The organism is Kitasatospora sp. McL0602, assembly GCF_052076145.1.
Lineage (GTDB): Bacteria > Actinomycetota > Actinomycetes > Streptomycetales > Streptomycetaceae > Kitasatospora.
In genome coordinates this window covers 3219583-3241236 of record NZ_CP197246.1, presented here as the reverse complement: position 1 = coordinate 3241236, position 21654 = coordinate 3219583, and the positions used below count along the sequence as shown (strand labels likewise).

General features: G+C 72.0%; 17 protein-coding genes and 1 pseudogene. 8 read left to right on the top strand and 10 right to left on the bottom strand.

Annotated features, from left to right (window positions below):
* The first annotated feature begins 238 nt into the window (after window positions 1-238).
* Together ACR68M_RS14620 and ACR68M_RS14615 are read left to right on the top strand one after the other, a co-directional pair.
* Window positions 239-745 carry a hypothetical protein gene (locus ACR68M_RS14620; protein WP_441250919.1) on the top strand — a complete coding sequence of 169 codons (507 nt, stop codon included), beginning with the start codon at window positions 239-241 and terminating at the stop codon, window positions 743-745.
* Window positions 746-1430: 685 nt separating this feature from the next.
* Window positions 1431-1649 (top strand): annotated as a pseudogene (locus ACR68M_RS14615) (ribosomal protein bL12); the annotation flags it as partial.
* Between the two features lie 449 nt (window positions 1650-2098).
* On the opposite strand, the gene ACR68M_RS14610 reads toward ACR68M_RS14615, so the two are convergent.
* From ACR68M_RS14610 to ACR68M_RS14600, 3 genes are all read right to left on the bottom strand, one after another.
* Window positions 2099-2623, bottom strand: coding sequence for a GNAT family N-acetyltransferase (locus ACR68M_RS14610; RefSeq protein ID WP_441250918.1), 525 nt, complete (start codon window positions 2621-2623; stop codon window positions 2099-2101).
* Window positions 2624-2665: 42 nt separating this feature from the next.
* Window positions 2666-3730: a LysR family transcriptional regulator gene (locus tag ACR68M_RS14605; protein WP_441250917.1), complete on the bottom strand. Its 1065-nt coding sequence runs from the start codon at window positions 3728-3730 to the stop codon at window positions 2666-2668.
* 146 nt (window positions 3731-3876) lie between these two features.
* The gene (locus ACR68M_RS14600) at window positions 3877-4422 is read right to left on the bottom strand and encodes a carboxymuconolactone decarboxylase family protein (protein ID WP_441250916.1); all 546 of its coding nucleotides are present in this window, start codon (window positions 4420-4422) and stop codon (window positions 3877-3879) included.
* Between the two features lie 198 nt (window positions 4423-4620).
* On the opposite strand from ACR68M_RS14600, the gene ACR68M_RS14595 reads away from it, so the two are divergent.
* The gene (locus tag ACR68M_RS14595) at window positions 4621-5211 is read left to right on the top strand and encodes a TetR/AcrR family transcriptional regulator (protein WP_441250915.1); all 591 of its coding nucleotides are present in this window, start codon (window positions 4621-4623) and stop codon (window positions 5209-5211) included.
* 47 nt (window positions 5212-5258) lie between these two features.
* On the opposite strand, the gene ACR68M_RS14590 is transcribed toward ACR68M_RS14595, so the two are convergent.
* The 7 genes from ACR68M_RS14590 to ACR68M_RS14560 form a co-directional block, all read right to left on the bottom strand.
* Window positions 5259-7055, bottom strand: coding sequence for an AMP-binding protein (locus tag ACR68M_RS14590; RefSeq protein WP_441250914.1), 1797 nt, complete (start codon window positions 7053-7055; stop codon window positions 5259-5261).
* Window positions 7052-10543, bottom strand: coding sequence for an FAD/NAD(P)-binding protein (locus ACR68M_RS14585; protein WP_441250913.1), 3492 nt, complete (start codon window positions 10541-10543; stop codon window positions 7052-7054). Before ACR68M_RS14585 ends, ACR68M_RS14590 begins: the two co-directional genes overlap by 4 nt.
* Before the next feature lie 5 nt (window positions 10544-10548).
* Window positions 10549-11037, bottom strand: coding sequence for a cobalamin B12-binding domain-containing protein (locus tag ACR68M_RS14580; protein WP_441250912.1), 489 nt, complete (start codon window positions 11035-11037; stop codon window positions 10549-10551).
* 131 nt (window positions 11038-11168) lie between these two features.
* Window positions 11169-11585, bottom strand: a complete 417-nt coding sequence (locus tag ACR68M_RS14575; protein ID WP_441250911.1) for a cupin domain-containing protein — start codon at window positions 11583-11585, stop codon at window positions 11169-11171.
* Complete coding sequence (locus ACR68M_RS14570) at window positions 11578-12444, bottom strand: sulfurtransferase (protein WP_441250910.1); 867 nt, start codon at window positions 12442-12444, stop codon at window positions 11578-11580. The genes ACR68M_RS14575 and ACR68M_RS14570 overlap by 8 nt, the downstream gene beginning before the upstream one ends.
* Window positions 12445-12497: 53 nt before the next feature.
* Window positions 12498-13052 (bottom strand): HPP family protein, encoded by a 555-nt coding sequence (locus ACR68M_RS14565; RefSeq protein WP_441250909.1) that lies wholly within the window; start codon window positions 13050-13052, stop codon window positions 12498-12500.
* Window positions 13053-13095: 43 nt separating this feature from the next.
* Window positions 13096-14595 (bottom strand): vanadium-dependent haloperoxidase, encoded by a 1500-nt coding sequence (locus tag ACR68M_RS14560; protein WP_441250908.1) that lies wholly within the window; start codon window positions 14593-14595, stop codon window positions 13096-13098.
* Window positions 14596-14892: 297 nt separating this feature from the next.
* On the opposite strand from ACR68M_RS14560, the gene ACR68M_RS14555 reads away from it, so the two are divergent.
* The 5 genes from ACR68M_RS14555 (at window position 14893) to ACR68M_RS14535 (ending at window position 21554) form a co-directional block, all read left to right on the top strand.
* Window positions 14893-15744 carry an AfsR/SARP family transcriptional regulator gene (locus ACR68M_RS14555; protein WP_441250907.1) on the top strand — a complete coding sequence of 284 codons (852 nt, stop codon included), beginning with the start codon at window positions 14893-14895 and terminating at the stop codon, window positions 15742-15744.
* Between the two features lie 184 nt (window positions 15745-15928).
* Window positions 15929-16702 carry a VOC family protein gene (locus ACR68M_RS14550; protein ID WP_441250906.1) on the top strand — a complete coding sequence of 258 codons (774 nt, stop codon included), beginning with the start codon at window positions 15929-15931 and terminating at the stop codon, window positions 16700-16702.
* Window positions 16703-16830: 128 nt separating this feature from the next.
* On the top strand, window positions 16831-17580 hold the full coding sequence (locus ACR68M_RS14545) for an HAD family hydrolase (RefSeq protein WP_441250905.1): 750 nt from the start codon (window positions 16831-16833) through the stop codon (window positions 17578-17580).
* Window positions 17577-19976, top strand: a complete 2400-nt coding sequence (locus ACR68M_RS14540; protein WP_441250904.1) for a glycoside hydrolase family 65 protein — start codon at window positions 17577-17579, stop codon at window positions 19974-19976. The genes ACR68M_RS14545 and ACR68M_RS14540 overlap by 4 nt, the downstream gene beginning before the upstream one ends.
* A gap of 339 nt (window positions 19977-20315) precedes the next feature.
* Window positions 20316-21554: a S53 family peptidase gene (locus ACR68M_RS14535; RefSeq protein ID WP_441251617.1), complete on the top strand. Its 1239-nt coding sequence runs from the start codon at window positions 20316-20318 to the stop codon at window positions 21552-21554.
* Window positions 21555-21654 lie beyond the last annotated feature (100 nt).

Below are 21654 nucleotides of genomic sequence, written 5' to 3'. Positions count from 1 at the left end.
CTGTCACCTGGTCCGCCGGTGAGCCGGGGCGCCCGGCGGACGCGAATGCCTTACCCTCCAGTCGAACCCTCAGCGGGCAATCTGGCAACCCCCAGGTTGTTCCTTGACGTGGCAGCCGTCCAGTGGTGATCAACTGCCGACTGCCTCACCATGGAACGTGTCCCTTCCTCATTCGCCGCAAAGCCCCACTCCTGGGAATCTGCATCCGCATGACATCTGGAGTCATGTGGTGATGTCCATGTCAGCGCTTGGCGTCCTCGTGGCCGGGGTGAGCACGGCATTTCTGATCGTGCAGGATGCTGCGACGAGTCTGACCACCGCAACCGCGATTCTGACCGCTCTGATTGCCGTGTACTGGGCGATGTCGGTGTGGTGGGTGAAGCTCGCGATGCGTGACACGGAGGAGATCGAGTCGAGGGGCGGGCGGGTCGTCGATGTGACCGCAAACGCAGACCAGGCGGCTCAGTCCATGTCGACGGCCGGCACGCTGGTCGTCACGGTCCAGGGAGTCGTCCTCGGGCTGCTCTTCGCCTTCAGCAAGGGCCAGCCGATCCTGGTGACGGCGAAGGTCGGCGTTGGGTCTCTCGCATTCGGCGTCTGTGCCGGTCTCCTGCTCGTGTCACTGTGCGCCTTCTCTCTGCCCGGCCGACGGACCCGGGTGGTGTCGGCGTTGCTCTTCAACCTCGCCATTTGGAGCTTGAGTTACGGGCTGGTGTGCATCGCGGCTGCAGCGATCGCATCGTAATTGCGGCTGGGCATCGGAGGTCGGCATGGATACAGCCATACAAATCGCTGCAGTACAGGCCCTGGAGCGAACGGGGTTGTTCACTTTTCAGGAGGAGTCACTGAGGGAGCTCGGGCTGCATGCCGCAGAGCTGGCCGACACCGTGGCAATGACGCCGGAGGGGATCGACGCGTTGGTCGCGCACGACTGCGTCGGTGCAGCAGAGTTGGCAGTCGTGGAGCAAGTGGCGACCGGCCACGCTATCGAGCCACCGGTAACGGTGCGTAACGAACACCTCGCATTGGCCGCCCTCAAGTACGACTGCACGGCACTCTATTGTCCCAAGCAGGAGATGTCCGCGAGCCGCTACACTCCCGACCGGATCACTCTCCTGTCGGGCGATGCCGAGAAGATCGCGACACTGGCGGTCGCGGGCCATGAGCTCATCTCTGCGCAGGCGTTGCACGAACTAGTCCGCAGGATCGAGGAAAGCTATCAGGCTCACCCGACGGGTTTGTTCCGGACCTTCGGCGCCGGACTTGGGCTAAGGATGCAAGGCGTCCTCTGGCGGCTCCAGCTCACTATTGACAAGCGGCCTGGGTTCCCGGGGCCGCTTGCCACCGCGTGCCTCGACACGGCGCGGGAATTGGGCCTGTGGGAGGAGCGCAGTCAGCAACCGTCGACCGGGCCGGCTGAGCGCGGGACTGTGGAACAGGACGAGTTCGACGTCGTCCTCCAGGACGCGGGCGACCGGGCAGCCCAGGTCATCAAGGAGGTCCGCACTCTGACCTCGCTCAAGTATCGGGAGGCCAAGGAGCTCGTCGAGAACGCTCCGCTGACCGTCCTTCAGAGGGTCGACAAGGAGACCGCAGACAGGGCCAAGACCCAGCTTGAAGCAGCCGGCGCCTCCGTAGAGGTCAGGTAGGAGTGTTCCCGGGGGACGAGACCTGAGCGCAGGGTTGGCCGGGTTTCTCCCATCAGCCGCTGGAATGGATCGCTTCGGCCAGCGATCGCGTCTCGCCGGGACCACTCGGTCGGCTGGGCCTTCACCAGCCGCGAGCAGGCGGTCCTCGAGCGGTGGGTCAGGTTTCAGGCTCGGCGCTGGTCCGGACTGACAGGGCGCGTCAGTGCGCTCGTAATGCGTGAGCGGACTGCACGGCAGTGCCCGCTTGAAGCTGGACCGGTAACCACTCCGCGGCACGTCAGCCTGCAGAGATCACACCAAGTGATCGATCGTGGCCATTCGGATCACGATCGGACTTGATCTTTTAATCCGTAGGTTCAGGGTTCGAGCCCCTGGCGGCCCACCGAGCGATCAGCCCCCATGAGTAGTCAACTGCCCATGGGGGCTTCGCTGTGCCACCCGGCAGGCGGCTAGAGGCTGATCCAGTAGCGGCGCTTGGGGCCGATGACGGTGTCGCGGACGTCCTCCAGGAGGCCGCCGTTCCGTTCGATGGTGCGGTACGAGCCCTCGTTGTCCGGGTCGCAGGTGATGAGGACGCGCTCCAGGCCGAGCTCGCGGGCGGTCGGCAGGACGGTGGCCAGGGCCCAGCCGGCCAGGCCCTGGCGGCGGGCGGTGGGCCGGACGCTGTAGCCGATGTGGCCGCCGGCTTCGAGGAGGAAGTCGTTCAGGGTGTGCCGGAGGGCGATCGTGCCGAGGTAGGTGTCGCCCTCGACGATCCAGTGGTTGGTGCAGTGCACCCGGTCCGGTGCCGGGGGCACCGTGAGGTCGGCCTGTCGGCGCAGCCCGGTGACCCAGGTGGCGAAGCCCTCCGGGGTGTCGACCTCGTCGTCGGGGGTGAGGCCCGATCCGTCCTGGTGGATGCCGCGGCCGAACTCGTCGCGGGCGGTGAGCCAGGAGGAGTGCAGGCGGGTGGTGGGTGTGATGAGTTCGGGCATGGCGAGACGCTAGCACCCACCCGGTGGACGGAAAACGCCTGGTCAGGCCACGCCCGAGGTGGCCGGGACGCGGCGGTGGGCGCAGGGCGGGGTGAGGGCCTGGCGGACGGCTTCGGTGAGGGCCCGGCGGTGGGTGTCGGAGATGTCCCGGGAGCGGACGGTGAGGAGGGCGACCGTCCAGTGCATCCGGGGGACGCCGGGGAGCGGGAGGAGGGGCGTGTCGGGGTGGGTCGAGAGGAGCTCGGACGGGACCATGGCGCAGCCGAGGCCGCTCTGGACGGTGGCGTCGACGCCGTCGACGGAGCCGAGTTCGAGGACTTCCGGGGTCTCGCCGTTGCGGAGCCGGAGGAACTCGGGCAGCCAGCGCTGGGAGGGGCAGTCCGGGTCGGCGGTGACCACGTGGCGCAGCGGCCCGGGGCTGAGGGTGTCCGGTCTGGGCGCGCCTGGTCTTAGCGCGTCCGGTCTGAGCGTCTCCGGAGTGGCCGCGCACTGGGGGATGCCTGCGACGGGGGCGAACTCCAGCTCGTGGACGGCGGTTTCGAGCAGGTCGTCGAGTTCGCGGCGGTCGCCGGTGTTGGGCCGGCCGGTGCGGGCGCGTTCGGCGAGCATGGCTGTGCGGACGCTGGCGGTGCTGCGGCGGCCGGGGCTCTCGGCCCCGGCGAGCAGCAGGGCGCCGTCGAGTTCGGCGCCGCGCAGTGCGGCGTGCAGTTCGGCGGTGCCCAGGACGCGCAGGGCGAGCTGGACGTCGGGCAGCAGGCGGCGGCCGAAGTGGGCGAGCCGGGCGAGCTGTTCGCCGTACCCGAGGGCCGGTGCGATGCCGATCGTGAGGCGTGGGGTGGTGGCGCTGGGGCCGCGCATGGCCTCCTCCAACTCGTTCACCAGAGTGAGGAGTTGGCGGGAGTAGCCGCGCAGGGTGGCACCGGCGGCGGTGAGCCGGACGCCGGTGGGCAGGCGCTGGAAGATCTGCTGGCCGAGCTCCCGCTCCAGGGCGCGCATCTGCGAGGTGACACTCGACTGCGAGTAGCCGAGCCGGTGGGCTGCCTTGGTGAAGGAGCCGGTCTGGATGACCGCACAGAAGGTGCGGAGTGTCCTGGCGTCGATGTCCACTGCTGTCGCTCCCGCCGCTGGTGCTGGAAAGCCGCTGGTAGGTCTGCTGGTCGAGCCGTGTGCCGAGCCGTATGCGTGGGGATGCGGGAGGACGCCCGGACCGTGGGGGCCGGGCGTCCTCGCGGGTGCGCGGTGGGCGCGAGTGCTCAGAGAGCCTCGTGCGCGTCGACGAGCGGGAAGTCGAGGTCCGGCTGGGCGACGTGGTTGAAGTAGTTCGACAGCACGTTGAGCGCGACGTGGCCGACGATCTCGGCGATCTCCGCGTCGGTGACGCCGGCCTCGCGGGCCTCGGCCAGCGTGGCGTCGGTGATGTCGCCACCGTTGGCCATGATGTCGGAGGTCAGGTGCAGCACCGCGTGCATGTGCGGGTCGGTGTCGTTGCCCTTGCGGGTCTCCAGCAGCTGCTCGGCGCTCATGCCGACCTTGCTGCCACGCATGGAGTGCGCGGAGACGCAGTAGGTGCAGCCGTTCTCCTGGGCGATGAACAGGGCGAGCTGCTCGCGCTGCTTGGTGCTGAAGGTGCCGCCGACCAGTGCCTCGCGCATGGCCAGGTAGCCGCGGAGCGCGGCCGGGCCGTTGGCCATCGCGGCGTACAGGTTGGGGAGCTTGCCGAGCTGCTTCAGGGTGCCCTCGAGCAGCTCGCGCTGCTCCTCGGTGGCGGTCTCGACGGTCAGCTGGGGCAGGCGGGACATGGTGTGTCTCCTCGGATCGTCCTGAGATGGAACTGATCGGTACCAAAAAAACGGTACCGATCGGTTCCGTCCGAGGCAAGCGAGGGTGCGGACTATGTCAGGTCAGGCCGTGAGTGCGCAGGTGAGTACGGGGGTGGGGTGAGATTCGTATGCCACGGAGCATTCAGTTGAGGCAGCACTGAGTGGTACCGTTTCTGAATGCCGAGCCACGCCAGAGAACGTCTCCTCGTCGCCGCCGAGCGGCTGTTCTACGAGGAGGGAATCCGTGCGGTCGGGATCGAGCGGATCCTCTCGGAGTCCGGCGTCGGCCGGGCCTCCTTCTACCGGCACTTCCCGAGCAAGGACGACCTGGTGGTCGAGGTGCTGCGCCGCCGTGACGCCAACTGGCGTGCCTGGCTCGCGGATCGGGTCGAGAGCAGTGGGCTCGGCGCCGAGGAGCAGCCGCTCGCGCTCTTCGACGGCCTGCGGGAGCGCTTCACCGCCGACGACTTCCGGGGCTGCGCCTTCATCAACACGATGGTGGAGGAGGCCGACCTCGGCAGCCCCGCCCACCACGTCGCGCACGAGCACAAGGAGCGGGTCATCGCCTACCTGGACGGCCTGCTCGACGGCGCCGGCTACCAGGACCACGAGGGCCTGGCCCGCCAGCTCGCGCTGCTCGGCGACGGCGCGATCGTGACCGCCCTGCGCGAGGGCACGCCGGACGCGGCAGGGCGCGCCAGGACCGTCGCGCAGGCTGTGCTCCGAGCCGCCGAGCGGCTCCCCCAGGGGGCGCACGCAGCGGGCTAGCCGCGGCGAGCGCCCCCAACGGGCGAGCCCCCGCGCCCGGGGGGCGCTCACGTGCTCTCGGCCCAGCCGTGCTGCTCCGCGAGGGCGGCGGCCAGCTCGGTGCGGCGGACCTTGCCGGAGCGGGTGCGGGGCAGTTCGGCCGAGAAGTCGACGCCCCGGGGGACGAAGATCGGCGCGAGGTGTTCCGCCGCCCGCGCGAGCAGGGCCGGGAGCAGGGCGGCCTCCGCCGCGCCCGGGATCGGGACGACCACCGCGTGCGGGACGAGCCCGCCGAGCGGGTCGGGACGGGGCAGCACCACGGCGTCGGCGACCTGGGGGTGTCCGCGCAGCACGGCCTCGATCTCCACCGGCGAGACGCGGTGCCCGAACGACTTGAACACGTCGTCGGTGCGCCCGAGCAGCCTGATCGACCCGTCGGCGCAGCGTTCGCCGCTGTCGCCGGTGCGGTAGAGGCCGTCGGCGAAGGCGGCCCGGGTGCGTACGGGGTCGTCGGCGTACCCGGCCATCAGGCCGGCCGGGCGCTCCGTCAGGTCGAGGCAGACCTCGCCCGTCTCGCCGAGCGCGCCGGTGGCCGGGTCGCGCAGCACGACCCGGTAGCCGGGCAGCGGGTACCCGAGCGGTGAGATCGGCTCGGGGCCGCCGGGGGAGCGGCCGATCAGCGCCGTCGCCTCGGTCTGGCCGTACCCGTCGCGGACGCGGACGCCCCAGGCGGCGGCGATCCGCTCGTTGACCTCGCCGGTCAGCGGCTCCCCGGCGGCGGTGGCCTCGCGCAGCCGTACGCCGGAGGGGCCCGGCAGGTGCGGGAGCAGGGCTCGCCAGGCGCTCGGCGGCCCGCAGAAGCTGTCCACCGTGTGGTCGGCCAGGACACCGGGCAGCACCTCGGCGGGCAGGCCGGTGTCCGGCGGGGCGAGCACGGTGGCCTCGGCGGCCCACGGCACGAAGAAGCTGCTCCAGGAGTGCTTCGCCCAGCCGGGGGCGGAGAGGTTGAGGTGCCGGTCGCCGGGGCGCAGCCCGTTCCAGTAGAGGCTGGAGAGGTGGCCGACGGGGTAGCTGGCGTGGGTGTGCTCGACCAGCTTGGGCAGCGAGGTGGTGCCCGAGGTGAAGTAGCAGAACGCCGGGTCGCCGGAGGGGGTGGCCCGCGTGGGCAGGTACGGCCGGTGCACCGAGGTGTCCGGGTACCGGGCCCAGCCCGGCCGGGGCGGGCCGGTCGTGACGCGCACCCCGGGGACGTGCACCCCCGCCTTCGGCAACTCGTCGATCAGCTCGGCGAGTTCGCCCGTGCACAGGACGTGCCGGATGCGCCCTCGGGAGATCCGGTCGGCCGCCTCCTCGCGGGTCACGTCCTGGTACGTCGGCACCACCACGGCGCCGATCTTCAGGCAGCCGAGCAGGCTCTCCCAGAGCGCGGCCCGGGTGCCGAGCAGCAGCAGTACGCGGTCGCCCCGGGCGACCCCGAGCTCGGTCAGCTCGACTGCCAAGGTGTCGGATCGCTCGGCGAGTTCGGCGAAGCTGACGCGTTCGGCGACGGGCACCGCGCCGGTGGGCCCGGGGGCGCCCAGCACCTCCAAGGCGGCCCTGGGGTTGCCGTCGGCGACGACGTCGAACCACTCCAGCGCCCAGTTGAACCGCTCGGCGGCCGGCCAGCGGAACTCGGCCGAGGCCGCCGCCGGTTCGCCGCGCAGGCGGAGCAGCAGGTCCCGCGCGGCCCGGTACTCCTCGTGAGCGGCCGTCCGCCGGTGCTCCCAATAGCCGGCGGGCCGGTCAGCAGTGGGCCGGTCCCCGTCAGGACGGTCAGCGGCGGGCCGGGCCCCCTGCTGGGAGCCCGGCCCTTCGTGCTCGGTCACCGGCTGCTCCCGATGTTCTGCGGGGTGCCCGGCTGTGCCCCGATGCCGAGCGGGTCCGCGCAGGCGGCCGCCGAGTGCGCGGGCGCGGGCTCGTCCTGGCCCAGCAGGGCCACGGCGATCGCGTCGGCGTCCTTGGTGAACGAGCCCCACGGGCCGGGCCGGCCGCTGCCGACCTGGGTGAACCAGCGGGTGTGCTCGCTCGGGATGCCGATCACGTGCATGGTGTTCTCGATCGTGCCGTCCGCCCGCACGGGGTGGAAGGGCGCGTCGGTGGAGGCCAGGCCACCGGTGTTGAAGGCATGATCGGCCCAGGTGTTGACGAAGGTGCGGATCACGCCGTCGGCCAAGAGACCCTTGAGCAGTGGGTCCTGACCAACCCTCAGGTCGGTGCTGGGCACCCGGGCGTCGACCAGCACGTCCAGCTGCGTCCGGGAGTTCTCCACCTGCGGGGAGCAGATGGTGAATCGGCCGTGCTCCTCGTCGGTGCGGAACCGCGCCTGCGGCCCGACCGGGTCGAGGATCCCGGCGTTGACCAGGGCGAGGAACTGCTCCGTCCGCAGCGGCGGCGGGCCGGTGGAGACCAGCGCCGCGACGGGGTTGAACTCGGAGAGGAACCGGCGGTGCGACTCCGGGCAGAGCCCGCCGAAGTCGACCACCGACCTGATCGTCTGCCGGACGTCGCGAAGCACGTCGAACGCGGCCTTCAGCGGCCCGTCCGCGTTGCCGAGCCTGGCCTCCGCCAGGTCGGCCCGCAGCCACTCGGCGAGCGACTTGCGGAACTCCTCGGGCGAGCCGAACCGCACGCCGCTGAACGGCCGGGCGAGCCGGTTCAGGTCGTGCAGCAGGGAGGTGTCCACGCAGTAGGCGGCGGCCAGTTCGGAGAGCGTCTCCAGCCTGGGCAGCTCCGCGCAGCCGAGCTCGGCGACCGCCAGTTCGGCGAACCGGGCGGCGGCCTCGGGCCCGGCCGCGTTCCGGATCCGGGTCTCCAGCAGGACGAGGTTGATCTCGGCCATCAGCCAGGGCAGCACCATCGCGTAGAAGTCGACCGGGCCGCGCGAGCGGACCTCGGCCATCCGCACGGGGGTGAACAGCCTTGCGGTGTACCGGTAGAACGGACCCTTCTGGTTGGCGCCACGGGTCAGCAGCGGGATGCCGCCGCGCGAGGCCGGGTAGATCCGGGGTTCCCGGCCGCTCGGCACGTACCGCAGGCCGTCGTCGCTGGGCACGAACTTCCCGCCCCGGCCCAGCGTCAGCTCGGCCAGCAGGTCGTAGAAGGTCAGGCCCATGCCGACCACGCCGACGGCGGAGCCGGGCGGGATGTGCGAGAGCGGCATGTCGTTGGCGGATTCGCCGACGATGTACTGGAGCGGAGGGTGCGCGGCGGCGAAGGCCGCCCGGTTCTTCTGCTCGCAGTCCAGGTCGTTGCTGGGGTGGCCGGTGGCGAGCACCAGCCGGTCGACGGTCAGTACGTCGCCCCGGTTCATCCGCAGCCGGTAGACCCCGGCCGTGGAGTCCCGCGGCGTGCTGGCACGGCTGCCGCCGACGCCCCAGCCGATGCTGCGTTCGGAGCCGAGGTCGGCGATCCGGTCGGCGGTGAGCACCTGGCCGCGCACCCGGTGCACGGTCAGGTTGGCCGGCAGCGCCATCATGATCCGCTCGAAGACGAACGACAGGTACCGTCCGTAGACCACCCGGGGGGCGAAGCCCTCGGGCTCGGCGGTCTCCGGCTCGGCCTGCGCCCACCACTCGGCGAGCGTCGGCCCGGCGCCCGGCCGGGCCGGGCCGTCGTCGGTCGCCCCGGAGAACATGGTGACCTCCTTGGCCGCCGTGTTCATCAGGAAGTGCGGTGACTGCTCCTGCCGCCAGATCCGCCCGGCCCCCGCGTCGTGCGGATCGATCACGTGGACCATGACCGGGTGCTCCAGCGGCTGTTCGGCGGCACGCGCCACCAGCCGCTCCAGCACCGAGAGCCCGCGCGGGCCCATGCCGACCACGGCGACCCGCAGCGGCTGCTGCGCGACGGGCTCCTCCACGGCGGCCGGGCGCAACAGTGGCACGACCCCGGAGACGGTGGCCGCACCCGAGCCGGCGCCCGACCCGGCACCGGCCGCTGCCGCCGAGGTCTCGGACCCGCCCTGGGCCTCGGCCTCGTAGTCGTGGTCGTCCGCGACGTGCCGGAGCATGGTGGCGAGCCGCCCGGAGGTGAGCGGCGCCGTCCGGCTGGAGCTGGTGAGCGGCATCGCGCCGAGCTCCGCCCAGCGCAGCCGCCCGTCGCTGGCGATGATGCCCCTGGTCGCGCCCCGGTTGTCGGGGTGCAGGCAGTACGGGACGTCCAGCAGGCCGCGGTGGAAGGCGCGTTGCAGTGCGGTGCCGACGTTGTCGGAGAGCGAGAGCACGGCGGTGACGAGGGCGCGGGCCTCCGTCAGCACCTCCTCGGCGTCGACCCCGCCCTGGCCGGGCCGGACGGCGCGCAGGGCGCGTACCGGCTGCCCGTCCCGGAAGAGCTGCCCGTCCCGGAAGGGCAGGCCGCCCTGGTCGGCCAGCGTCTCGCGGGTGCGCCGCGCCTGGGTGGCGGCGGCACGCAGCGCGACGAGGTTCTCCGCGACGGTCGGGATGCGGTGCGCCTCGGTCTCGGTCTTGACGATCAGCCGCTCGGCCCCGCCCCGGACGGCGAGTTCGGCGCTGCGGGCGAGCAGCAGCCGGGCGCCGGGGATGGTGCGGGGGAAGACGCCCATGTAGGTGTAGAGCACCAGGTGCCGGTCGACCTCCTTGGGCAGGAGTTCGTCGGCGAGCAGCCGCAGCGCGGTGAGCGCCTCGGCGTCCTGCTCGTGGTGGGTCTGCTGGGCGTAGCTGAGCGAGACGCTGGTGATGCCGTGCTGGGCGAAGAACAGCGCCTCCAGCGCGGAGATCGCGATCAGCAGCGAGGGCGGGCAGAGCTGCCCGAGCATGCAGCCGCCGAAGGTCTCCAGGTGGGCCCGGATGCCGTTGCTGCGGCTCTCGTCGGCGAGCAGCCGCACCGAGTCGCGCCAGGCGGCGATCGACTCGGCGAGCGGGGTGCGCCCGTACGGGAGGCAGTACGAGACCGGGCCGCCCTCGCTGGCGCCGAGCCCGGCGGCGGCCATGGTGCGGAAGATGGCCATCGGGTCGGCCGAGCCGTGCCGGATCTGCACGGGGACGCGGCCGGCCGCGGCGGCGACCTGGGCGGTGACCCGGGGGCCGTGGCTGACCAGCGGGAAGCCGTTCAGCGGCTGGCCGGCGCGGACGGCGGCGGTGGCGGCCGCGTGGTTGCCGACGCGGGTGTAGCTGTCGAGGGTGATGGTCGCGACCGTGCGCTCGGCCAGGCTTGCGACTGCGCCGACCCCGGCGGACATCTCCTCGGGGCGCGCCATGCCCATTCTGGGCTGTACGACGAGTTCTCCGGCCGCCGCGGCGGCTCGAACGTACGCGCCCAGGTCAGGTGCCGGGGCGCGGTTCGTGGCGGAGGGCACGCGGGTCATGCTGCGACCCGCGCCGTACAGGTGCTGTCGAGGGAGGCGAGCTTGCCGAGCAGCGCGGCCGGGCCGGTGCCGTCGGGGTGGACCTCGTCGAAGCCGGCCGCGAGCAGGTCGGCGGTGCGCTGCTCGGCGCCCTCGGGCGAGATGCCGAGCAGACCGCCGATGACCATGGGTATGTCGCGGGTGGAGCGCTCGGCGCGCATGGCGCCGGCGGCCCGCATGCCGTCCAGGTGGCCGTGGCCGTTGACGGAACTGAAGACGACCAGGTCCGGCTTGGTCAGCTGGGCGGTGTCCACCAGGAGCTTCTCGGGCACGCAGGGCCCGAGGTTGAGCACCGAGTGGCCGTGCTCCTCCAGGAAGAGCTGCAGATGGACCAGGTTCCAGGTGTGGGCATCGGAGGACCCGGTGGTGAGCAGGATGCGGCGGCCGGCGGGAGCCGCTTCCTGCTGGCCGGGACGCAGCAGTTGCGGGGTGGAGGACTGGGACATGACTACTCCTCGGAGGATCTGACGATATGTCAGGTACGCGTAATGCGGCTCGGAACCGCAACAGGGGCGCGGGGTGCGTGAGTTGCTCACAGCGCCCCGCGCCCTTGCTGACAGTCCGCACCTTTGCCGGGTCAGGCTCCCGCGCCGACCCCGGTGGTGATCTGTCCGGCCTCGGGCACGCGTGCCGAGGCCGGGCGGGCGCGGACGGCGAGCACGGTGCAGCCCTCCGCGCTGGACATCTGGTGCCGGGTGCCCGGGGGCTCCACGACCATGTCGCCGCGGTGGAAGCTGCGGCCGTCACTGTGGTCGAGCACGCCGTCCAGGACGAGCATCAGCTCGTGGCCGAGGTGCTCGTGGAAGTCGCCGTGCGCGCCGGCGGGGAAGCGCAGCAGCAGCGCCGCCGAGTCCTCGCCGGTCTTCTCGTCCGGCCCCCAGAGCACCACGTACTCGACGCCGACCCGGCCGGGCTCCGCCCAGGGCACCCAGGGCAGGTCGGTCATCTCGAAGCCGTCGCGGAAGACGTCGGCCATCACGGTGATCTCAGACATCGGCGTCCTCCGTCGTCCGGACGACGCCCCACGGCAGCGGTCCGCGCACCACGGGGGAGCCGATCAGCGAGCCGAACTCCCGCCAGGCGCCGTCGTAGTTGCTGACCTTGTCGAGGCCGAGCAGCTCGTGCAGCACGAACCAGCTGTGCGCGGAGCGCCAGCCGACCCTGCAGTAGACGACCGTCTCCACCGAGGCGTCCAGACAGCCGTACGTCTCCTTGAGCGCCTCGTCGGAGCGGAAGGTGCCGTCGGCGTTGACCGCGGAGTTCCACGGGATGTGCTGGGCGGAGAGGACGTGGCCGGGACGCACGCCCAGGTCGTCCGGCACGCCGGGAGGCGCGGTGCGCTCGCCCAGGTACTCCTCCAGCGAGCGGACGTCGACGAGGTTGAGCTTGCCTATGCCGCTCAGCAGGTCGTCGCGGAAGGCCCGGGGGCCGTGGTCCGGGGTCCGGACGGGGTACTCCACCGGTGTCCGGCGCGGGGACTCGAAGGTGAACGGCAGGCCGAGCGCCTCCCAGCGGGCCAACCCGCCGTCGAGCAGCCGCAGTTCGCGGTGGCCGGCCATCCGGAACTGCCAGAACCCGGCAGCCGCCCACCAGTTGCTGTTGCCGCTGTAGAACACCAGGGTGTCGTCCGGGCCGATGCCGTGCTTCCCGGCCAGGGCGGCGAACTCCTCGGGCGTGATGAGATCCCGGCGGACGGGGTCCTGAAGGTCCCGCGTCCAGTCGAGGCTGACCGCCCCGGGGATGCGCCCGGAGGCGCTGGGCCCGCCGTCAGTGATCTCGACCAGCACGACACCCTCGTCCCGCGAGTGTGCCTGCAGCCAGTCGGTACTGACCAGAATGTTGTCTCGGTTCACCGGATCTCCGATTCCTCTCTGCTCCGGCCGGAAGCTCCGGCCGGAGCCGCCGGTCACCACCAGTAGGTGGGGTACTTGCCGATCGCGCCGATGCGCGAGGCGATCATGCCGACCGCGATCAGCAGCACGCTGCCGATCGCCAGCAGGGCAAGGAACTTGCCCTCGGCCGGGTGCTGCACCACGACCAGCGCGGCGGTGGCGGCGGCCGGGGCGTGCACCGCGCGGAGCAGGCCCATCGCCGCGACGGAGACCCCGGCCGCCACTGCGGCGACCCAGAGCGAGTGCCCGAAGAGGGCGGCGCCGGCGAAGCCGACGACGGCCGAGCCGAGCTGGCCGAGCAGCACACCACGGGGTTGGGCCGGCGGCAGCCCCGGGCTCGCGCAGATGATCATCGCGGTGGCCGCGAGCGGCGCGATCATCAGCAGCTTGTCGGTGGCCTGGCCCAGGGCGACCAGGATCAGCAGGGACACGATGGTGGTGACGGTGCCCAGCACGGTGGCCTTGGTGCCCGCGAACGGCGGTGCGCCCCCGGCCCACCAGCTGGCCTGCGGGCCTGCCGCGGGCTTGCTCACCGGTGTGGACTGCTTGGTGGTGGTCGAGTTGGTCATGGTGTCCTCCTCGCCGAGCACGCTCGGCGGTGGGTCGAGGGGCTCAGGCGTCGCCGTTGAAGTAGCTCATCGCCTTGTCGTAGACGACCGCGCCGATCTGGTGGCCCATCACGATGCCGGGCTCGTTGTCGAAGCTCCAGTGCATTCCGCCGTAGATGCGGGAGATGCCGGCCTGCTCGGCTGCCGCGGTGAAGGTCGGCCAGGTCAGCGTGACGTCCTTGGCCGGCGTGATGCCGGGCTCGACCGTCGAGGTGCCGGCCTTGAACGTGTACGAGTCGCCGAACTCGTCCGAGCCGGTGAAGCGGCGCAGGAACTCGGCGGCCGCACCCGAGAAGGTGCTGTGACCCGAGACGGTCGCCGGGAAGCCCGGGACGGCCACGTAGGCACGGTACTTGGAGCCGTCCATGGTGACGGTGCCCTGGCCGGGGCCGCCCCACGCCTGGATCTGCTGGCCGCGCAGGTCGTACGGCACGAGGGTGCTCGGGCGGGCGTAGTTGTACTTGATCTTGACGGCCCAGGAGCCGATCGCGGCGTCCGTCTCGGCCATGTTGAGGCCGAAGAAGAGCTTCGCGTCGTCGCCGATGTCGTAGCCGTCACGGGCGGAGACGAAACGGGCCCACAGCTGCTGGGCGCCGGGCGGGGTGGTGTCGTTGTCGAGCCAGAACTCGGCGATGGCCTTCTGCTCGTCCGTCAGGTTGGCGCTGTACGCGACGGTCTCGGCGATCGCGGCGGAGGCCTGCAGCGACGGGTAGCTCGGCGGGGCGGGCACCGAGAACTGGTCCGGGCGCTCCAGGGCGAACGGCTTCATGACCGCGAACTGCGGCGTCAGGTACTTCTGGGTGGCGCCGTTCACGATCAGCGGCGTCCAGTGCTCCGGCTCCTTGACCAGCGCCGGGTCGAAGGTGGCGATCGCCTGCGCCGGGTTGACCGGCACGTAGCCGGTGGTGTCCGCGTAGGCCGGGTTGCCGAGCTGGTTGGCGCCGTCCTGGTGACGGAAGTCGAGCACCGCCTTGGCGCAGCGCAGACCGATGTCGGCCGGGCTGTTCTTCGGGGCGCTGGTACGCGTCGGGTCGTAGCCGAGGCTCGTCATGAACGAGTCGGCGGCGGGGGCCTGCAGCGGGAAGAGGTCGACCAGCGCGGTGTGCGCGGCGTAGCTGATCGCCTCGTTCATGTGGGCCGGCGTCCGCTCGCGGCGCGGGCGGCGCATGGAGCCACCGAACTGGGTGCCGACGGCGACGGAGTCGTAACAGGCCCAGGCGTCGTAGATGCAGTTGTGGACGATGGCCAGCGCGCGGGCGTTGACGGTAGCCGGGCCGAAGACGGCGCCGGCGGCCTTGTACTTCGCGAGGATGGCGTCCATCGTCGCCTCGTTCCAACGCACCACCAGGCTCGGGGACGTGGAGCAGTGCGGGCGCACGGTGGACCGCTTCTCGGAGGCCCAGGTGGTCGGGGCCGACAGGGCCAGTGCGCCGACAGCGCCCACCGAGGTGGCGATCACTCTGCGGCGGGACAGCGAACGGGGGGCGGAGGACGGAGGTGTCATCGATGGGTTCCTTCTCGCGATGCTGATGACGGCCGGGTCTGGCCGGCAAGCGGAAGGTATGCGAGGGGACGTGTCACGACCGTTGCAGGCGTATTGCACCGTGTTGCCCAGCGCCGCCGAAACCGCGGCGGAGGGGCCGCCCAGGAGGATCTCCGGCCAGGTCAGGGCACGGATGGCGGGGTGTCGGGCAATCAGCTTCTTCTATGTCAGGTATGCGCCGGGTCGATTGCGCTCGCCGCGCCCACGGCGAGTGGTTAGCGTGGGAAGCCGGTGAAGGAGCTGGGGGGAGTTGGCACCATGATCCAACCTCTGTCTACGGGCGCCGAGCGTGGCAGCACCGCCGCGCTCCAGGCGGTCGAGCACGAGCCGCACGACCCGCACGACTCGCACGAGGACCGGCAGGGGGGCTGCGCGCAGCCGCTGGTCGAGCTGGACCTGCTCGGGGGGTTCGCCCTCCGCTTCGACGGCAGGGAGATCCAACCCACGGTCGGGGCGCGGCGGTTGCTGGCGCTGCTGGCGGTCGAGCCGAACGGGCTGACCCGCTCCCGGGCGGCCGCCGTGCTCTGGCCGCAGCTCGATCCGGCGCGCGCCGGAGCGGCCCTGCGGACGGCGCTGCACCGGCTCCCGGGGGAGCGCGCCAACCTGGTGGACAGCACCCCCGAACGCCTCCGGCTCGCCCCGCACGTCGCCGTTGACCTGGTGGAACGCCGATCCGTGGCGGCCCACGTGCTCAACCTCGCGATACCGATGGGGACGGAGGAGCTCGGCCGCGCGGTCGGCTGCGACCTCGGCGCCGACCTGCTCGCGGACTGGGAGGAGGACTGGCTCTCGCACCACCAGGTCCGCTGGCGACAGCTGCGGCTGCACGCGCTGGAGGCCCTCTCCAGCCGCCTCTCCGAGGCGGGCTGGGCGGGCGCGGCGGTGGACGCCGCACTGGTCGCCATCCACTCCGACAACCTCCGCGAGAGCGCCCACGAGACCCTCGTCGCGGCGTACCTCGCGGCGGGCAACCAGATCGCCGCGCACGCCTACCGGGTGTCCTACCGGGAGCTGCTCCAGCGCGAGCTGAGTGCGGCCGCGCCGGGCCTGTGGGGCCAGCCGCCGGCGGGGCCGGACAGCCCGGGGCGGCGGGTGCGGCGGCTGAGGTGACTGAGTCCGCCCGGTCATCTGACTGAGTCGCGCACGACCGGCCCGTCGGATTCATCTTGGCTGTCCCACCGCTCGGGACGCACCGGGCGCACGGGGACGCACTCGGGTGGCGGCTGCGGCGGAGGGCGGCCAAGGTGGCTCCGGGGGGCTACCACCACGTGCTACCACCACAGGAGAGAAGCACATGCCCGAAGTCACCGCCCCGTACGCGCCCGGCACGCCCTGCTGGGTCGATCTGATGGCCAAGGACCAGCAGGCCGCGCTCGACTTCTACCGCGACCTCTTCGGCTGGCAGGGCGAGAAGGGCCCCGAGGAGTTCGGCGGCTACGCCATCTGCACGCTGAACGGCAAGCCCGTCGCCGGGATCGGCCCGGCGATGGCCCCGGAGGGGATGCCCGAGCCGCCGACGGTCTGGACGACCTACCTCTCCACCGACGACGCGGACGCCGCCCTGCAGGCCGTCACCAAGGCCGGCGGCACCGTGATGTTCCCGGTGATGGACGTCGGCACCACCGGCCGGATGCTGGTCGCCGCCGACCCGACCGGCGCGGTCTTCGGCATCTGGCAGCCCGTCGACTTCTTCGGCGCCCAGATCGTCAACGAGCCGGGCGCGGTGACCTGGAACGAGCTGCACACCGGCGACATGAAGGCCGCGGCGGCCTTCTACCAGGCCGTGCTGGGCATCGTCTCCGAGCCGATGGAGGGCGTGGAGAACTACAGCTCGATCAACGTCGGGGGCCGCGCCGTCGGCGGGCTGACCTCGGTGGCGGCGCCCGGTACCCCGCCGCACTGGCTGACCTACTTCGCCGTGGACGACACCGACAGCGTGGTGGACGCGCTGGTCAAGAAGGGCGGCAACGTCCTGATGCCGCCCTTCGACATGGTCGCGGGCCGGATGGCCGTCGTCCAGGACCCGCAGGGCGCCGTCTTCGCGGTGATCAAGCCCGTCCCGATGTAGGAGCCCTCGATGTAGGGGCCCTCGACGGACGACCGCCCACGTGCCGGAAGGCGCGTGGGCGGTCGCGCGACGCGCCCGGCGGGCCCGAATGGGCGGATCCGGCGGGCTGTTGGCCGAGACTGGCAGTCATGCTCGGGCTTCCGGACCACATCCACGCGTACCTGTTCGACCTCGACGGGGTGCTGACGCAGACCGCCAAGGTGCACGCCGCGGCCTGGAAGGACATGCTCGACACCTTCCTCCGGGCCGAGGCCGAGCGGACGGGGGGTGAGTTCCGCCCCTTCGACCCCGTCGACGAGTACGACACCTACGTCGACGGCCGCCCCCGCCTCGATGGCACCCGGGCCTTCCTCGCCTCCCGGGGCGTCGAGCTGCCGGAGGGCAGCCCGGAGGACCCGCCGGGGGCCCGGACCGTCCAGGGCCTGAGCCGGGCGAAGAACGACACCGTGCTGCGGATGATCCGCGAGCAGGGCGTGCAGCCGTACGAGGGCTCGGTGGCGTACCTGCACCGGCTGCGCGAACTCGGCCTGCCGCGCGCCGTGGTCTCCTCCAGCGCCAACTGCCGGGACGTGCTGCGCGCCGCCGGGATCGACGACCTGTTCGACGTCGTGGTGGACGGTGAGACCGCCCGGCGCGACCAGCTGCCTGGCAAGCCCGCCCCCGACACCTACCTGGCCGCCGCCAAGGCGCTGGGCACCCCGCCCGAGCACGCCGCCGTCTTCGAGGACGCCCTCGCCGGGGTGGCCTCCGGCCGGGCCGGGGGCTTCGGCGCCGTGGTCGGGGTCGACCGCACCGGGCAGGCCGAGGCGCTGCGCGAGCACGGCGCCTCGGTGGTCGTGAGCGACCTCGCCGAGCTGCTCGCGGGGGGCTCGGAGTGACCGCCGTCAGCGCCTTCACCGTCGAGCCCTGGGGCATCTCCGAGCACGGGCTCGACCTGCCCGGCCAGGCCCGCGCCGAGTCGGTCTTCGCACTCTCCAACGGCCACATCGGCCTGCGCGGCAACCTGGACGAGGGCGAGCCGCACGGCCTGCCCGGCACCTACCTCAACGGCGTCTACGAGCTGCGCCCGCTGCCGTACGCCGAGAGCGGCTACGGCTTCCCCGAATCCGGCCAGAGCGTCATCAACGTCACCAACGGCAAGATCATCCGGCTGCTGGTGGACGACGAGCCCTTCGACCTCCGGTACGGCGAACTCCGCAGCCACCAGCGGAGCCTGGACTTCCGGGACGGCCTGCTCCGGCGGGAGGCCGAGTGGACCTCCCCGGCCGGGCGGACGGTGCGGGTCTCCGCCACCCGGCTGGTCTCGCTGACCCAGCGGGCGGTCGCCGCGATCGACTACCGGGTTCAGGCGGTGGACGGGCCGGTGCGGATCGTCCTGCAGTCCGAGCTGGTCGCCAACGAGCAACTCCCGGACGGCGAGGCCGATCCGCGCGCGGCGGCGGTGCTGGAGGCGCCGCTGGTCGGCGAGGCGCACCAGGCGGGCGGCACCAAGTCGGTGCTGGTGCACCGCACCCGCTTCAGCGAGCTGCGGGTGGCCGCCGGGATGGACCACCTGCTGGAGGGCCCCGACGGCTTCGACGCGGTGGCCGAGAGCTCGGACGACCAGGGCCGGATCAGCGTCACGACCGTGCTGCACCCAGGCGAGGAGCTGCGGCTGGTCAAGTTCCTCGCGTACGGCTGGTCGGCGACCCGCTCGCTGCCCGCCGTCCGGGATCAGGTCGAGGCGGCGCTGACCGCCGCCCGGTACACCGGCTGGGAGGGGTTGGTCGCCGAACAGCGGGAGTACCTGGACGAGTTCTGGGCCGGCAACGACATCCGGATCGAGGGTGACGTCGAGCTCCAGCAGGCCGTCCGGTTCGCGCTCTTCCACGTGCTCCAGGCGGGCGCCCGGAGTGAGGAACGGGCCATCCCCGCAAAGGGGTTGACCGGCCCCGGCTACGACGGGCACAGCTTCTGGGACACCGAGACCTTCGTGCTGCCGGTGCTCACCTACTGCCTGCCGGGGGCGGTGAAGCAGGCGCTGCGCTGGCGGCACGGCACGCTGCCGATGGCCCGCGACCGGGCGGCCCAACTCGGCCTGGCCGGTGCGGTGTTCCCCTGGCGGACGATCCACGGCGAGGAATGCTCCGGCTACTGGCCGGCCGGGACGGCCGCATTCCACATCGGCGCCGACATCGCGGTGGCCGCCGCCCGGTACGTCCGGGCCACCGGGGACGTCGACTTCGAGCGGACGTACGGGCTCGAACTGCTGGTGGAGACGGCCCGGATGTGGCGTTCGCTCGGCCATCACGACGCCGCCGGGAGATTCCGGATCGAGGGCGTCACCGGGCCCGACGAGTACAGCGCGGTGGCCGACAACAACGTCTTCACCAACCTGATGGCGCAGACCAACCTGCGGGCCGCCGCCGAGGCCGTCAACCGGCACCAGCTGGAGGCCGCGGCGCTCGGCGTCGACACCGAGGAGACGGCCGCCTGGCGGGACGCGGCGCGGGCGATGTTCATCCCGTACGACGAGAAGCTGGGGGTGCACCCGCAGGCCGACGGCTTCACCGACCACCAGCTCTGGGACTTCGAGGCCACCCCGCCGGAGAAGTACCCGCTGCTGCTGCACTACCCGTACTTCGACCTCTACCGCAAGCAGGTCGTCAAGCAGGCCGACCTGGTGCTGGCCATGCAGGTGCGCGGGGACGCCTTCACGGACGAGCAGAAGGCCCGAAACTTCGCCTACTACGAGCGGCTGACCGTCCGGGACTCCTCGCTCTCCGCCTGCACCCAGGCCGTCATCGCCGCCGAGGTCGGCCAGCTCGACCTGGCGTACGACTACACCGCCGAGGCCGCGCTGATGGACCTGCACGACCTCGGGGGCAACACCCGGGACGGCCTGCACATGGCCTCGCTGGCGGGGGCCTGCATCGCGCTGGTGGCGGGCTTCGGCGGGCTGCGCGACCACGGCCCGTACCTCTCCTTCCGGCCCCGGCTGCCCGCCGGGCTGCGGCTGCTGTCGTTCTCGATGAAGGTGCGGGGCAACCTGCTGAACGTGGAGATCACCCACACCAGGACGCTCTACTCGGTCCGCGAGGGCGGCCCGATGACGGTGCTGCACGAGGGCGAGGAGCTGCAGCTCACCCCCGAGGAGCCCGTCAGCCGCCCGACCACCGCACCTGAGCTGGTCGAGCGCTGCACCCAGCCGCCCGGCCGCGAGCCCGCGATGCGGAAGGCGCAGGCCGGCGTCCAGGTCGGCAGCGGGTCGGTGGAACACCTGCAGGCCGAGTAACGCTTGCTCCCTGTGTGTCCGCTCTATGTGTGCGAACTTGGCATTCTGTAAGTCAGGTTGAGCAAGTGTGTTTCAACTGTATGCCGGGCCGATGAAGGTGAGTGACGCATTCCCAGCCCTTGGGTAAAGGGATAGTCGAATCTCTGTCCGACCCATTGTTGTCCTGCCCATGCCCTGGCTAGCGTCAGCGGCGGCTCCCCAAGCGGTACGTGGCGACCTGATCGCCCGTCACGTCCGCATGCCCGGCCGCCACGGCGCTCACCCGTGCCCGCGCGGCTGCCCCCCACTCGGCCCCTAGGTTCACCGCCACAGGAGGCAGTCCCAGTGCGTACCCCCACCATGTCCGCAGCCACCCGCCGCAGCGTTCTGGCACTCGCGGGCACCGCCGCTCTCGCGGTCTCCAGCTTCGCCGCCGCCGTGCCCGCCGGCGCGGCCGGCACCCCGACCGTGCACTCGAAGGGCGGCACCTCCTGGGTGCGCTCCTGCGAGACGCTCGCCAAGGGCGACACCATGGCGTGCAACGCGCTGCGCGTCACCAGCAGCGCCCAGCACGTCAACGCACTCGGCCTCACCCCGAACGCCACCCCGGGCGGCTTCGGCCCGAGCGACCTGCTCAGCGCCTACAAGCTCCCGGCGGGCGGCGGCGCGGGCCAGACGATAGCCATCGTCGACGCCTACAACGACCCCAACGCCGAGTCGGACATGGCGGCCTACCGCGCCCAGTACGGCCTCCCGGCCTGCACCAAGGCGAGCGGCTGCTTCAAGCAGGTCAGCCAGACCGGCAGCTCCACCCTCCCGGCCAACAACTCCGGCTGGGCAGGCGAGATCTCGCTCGACCTCGACATGGTCTCGGCGATCGCCCCCAACGCGAAGATCATCCTGGTCGAGGCCAAGACCGCCTCGATGACCAACCTCGGCACCGCCGTCAACGAGGCCGTCAAGCTCGGCGCCAAGTTCGTCTCCAACAGCTACGGCGGCGGCGAGTCCTCCAGCGACAGCAGCTACGACACCACGTACTTCAACCACCCGGGCGTCGCCGTCACCGTCTCCGCAGGTGACAGCGCCTACGGCGCGCAGTACCCGGCCTCCTCCAAGTACGTCACCGCCGTCGGCGGCACCGCCCTCAAGCGCGACTCCAGCGCCCGTGGCTGGAGCGAGTCGGTCTGGTCCACCAACAGCACCGAGGGCACCGGCTCCGGCTGCTCCGCCTACGACGCGAAGCCGACCTGGCAGAAGGACACCGGCTGCGCCAAGCGCACCGTCTCCGACGTCTCCGCCGTCGCCGACCCGGCGACGGGTGTCGCGGTCTACCAGACCTACGGCGGCAGCGGCTGGGCGGTGTACGGCGGCACCAGCGCCTCCTCCCCGATCATCGCGGGCGTCTACGCGCTGGCGGGCACGCCCTCCACCGGCAGCACCCCGGCCTCCTTCCCGTACGCGCACACCGGCTCGCTCAACGACGTGACCACCGGCTCGAACGGCAGCTGCTCGCCGTCCTACCTGTGCACCGCGGGCGCGGGCTACGACGGCCCGACCGGCCTCGGCACCCCGAACGGCACCGCCGCCTTCGCGGGCTGACCGGCTCCACCGCAGGGCCCGCCCCCGTACACCGGGGGCGGGCCCTCACCCGTTCGCCCGCCCGGGGTGCCCGCCCGGACCGCCGCCGCCAGGCTGGTGG

Excerpts from the sequence above, each read along its gene's own strand:
- ACR68M_RS14620 (WP_441250919.1), top strand. The coding sequence starts at position 239 with ATGTCAGCGCTTGGCGTCCTCGTGGCCGGGGTGAGCACGGCATTTCTG.
- ACR68M_RS14610 (WP_441250918.1), bottom strand. The coding sequence starts at position 2,623 with ATGCCCGAACTCATCACACCCACCACCCGCCTGCACTCCTCCTGGCTC.
- ACR68M_RS14600 (WP_441250916.1), bottom strand. The coding sequence starts at position 4,422 with ATGTCCCGCCTGCCCCAGCTGACCGTCGAGACCGCCACCGAGGAGCAG.
- ACR68M_RS14595 (WP_441250915.1), top strand. The coding sequence starts at position 4,621 with ATGCCGAGCCACGCCAGAGAACGTCTCCTCGTCGCCGCCGAGCGGCTG.
- ACR68M_RS14580 (WP_441250912.1), bottom strand. The coding sequence starts at position 11,037 with ATGTCCCAGTCCTCCACCCCGCAACTGCTGCGTCCCGGCCAGCAGGAA.
- ACR68M_RS14575 (WP_441250911.1), bottom strand. The coding sequence starts at position 11,585 with ATGTCTGAGATCACCGTGATGGCCGACGTCTTCCGCGACGGCTTCGAG.
- ACR68M_RS14565 (WP_441250909.1), bottom strand. The coding sequence starts at position 13,052 with ATGACCAACTCGACCACCACCAAGCAGTCCACACCGGTGAGCAAGCCC.
- ACR68M_RS14560 (WP_441250908.1), bottom strand. The coding sequence starts at position 14,595 with ATGACACCTCCGTCCTCCGCCCCCCGTTCGCTGTCCCGCCGCAGAGTG.
- ACR68M_RS14555 (WP_441250907.1), top strand. The coding sequence starts at position 14,893 with ATGATCCAACCTCTGTCTACGGGCGCCGAGCGTGGCAGCACCGCCGCG.
- ACR68M_RS14550 (WP_441250906.1), top strand. The coding sequence starts at position 15,929 with ATGCCCGAAGTCACCGCCCCGTACGCGCCCGGCACGCCCTGCTGGGTC.
- ACR68M_RS14545 (WP_441250905.1), top strand. The coding sequence starts at position 16,831 with ATGCTCGGGCTTCCGGACCACATCCACGCGTACCTGTTCGACCTCGAC.
- ACR68M_RS14535 (WP_441251617.1), top strand. The coding sequence starts at position 20,316 with ATGTCCGCAGCCACCCGCCGCAGCGTTCTGGCACTCGCGGGCACCGCC.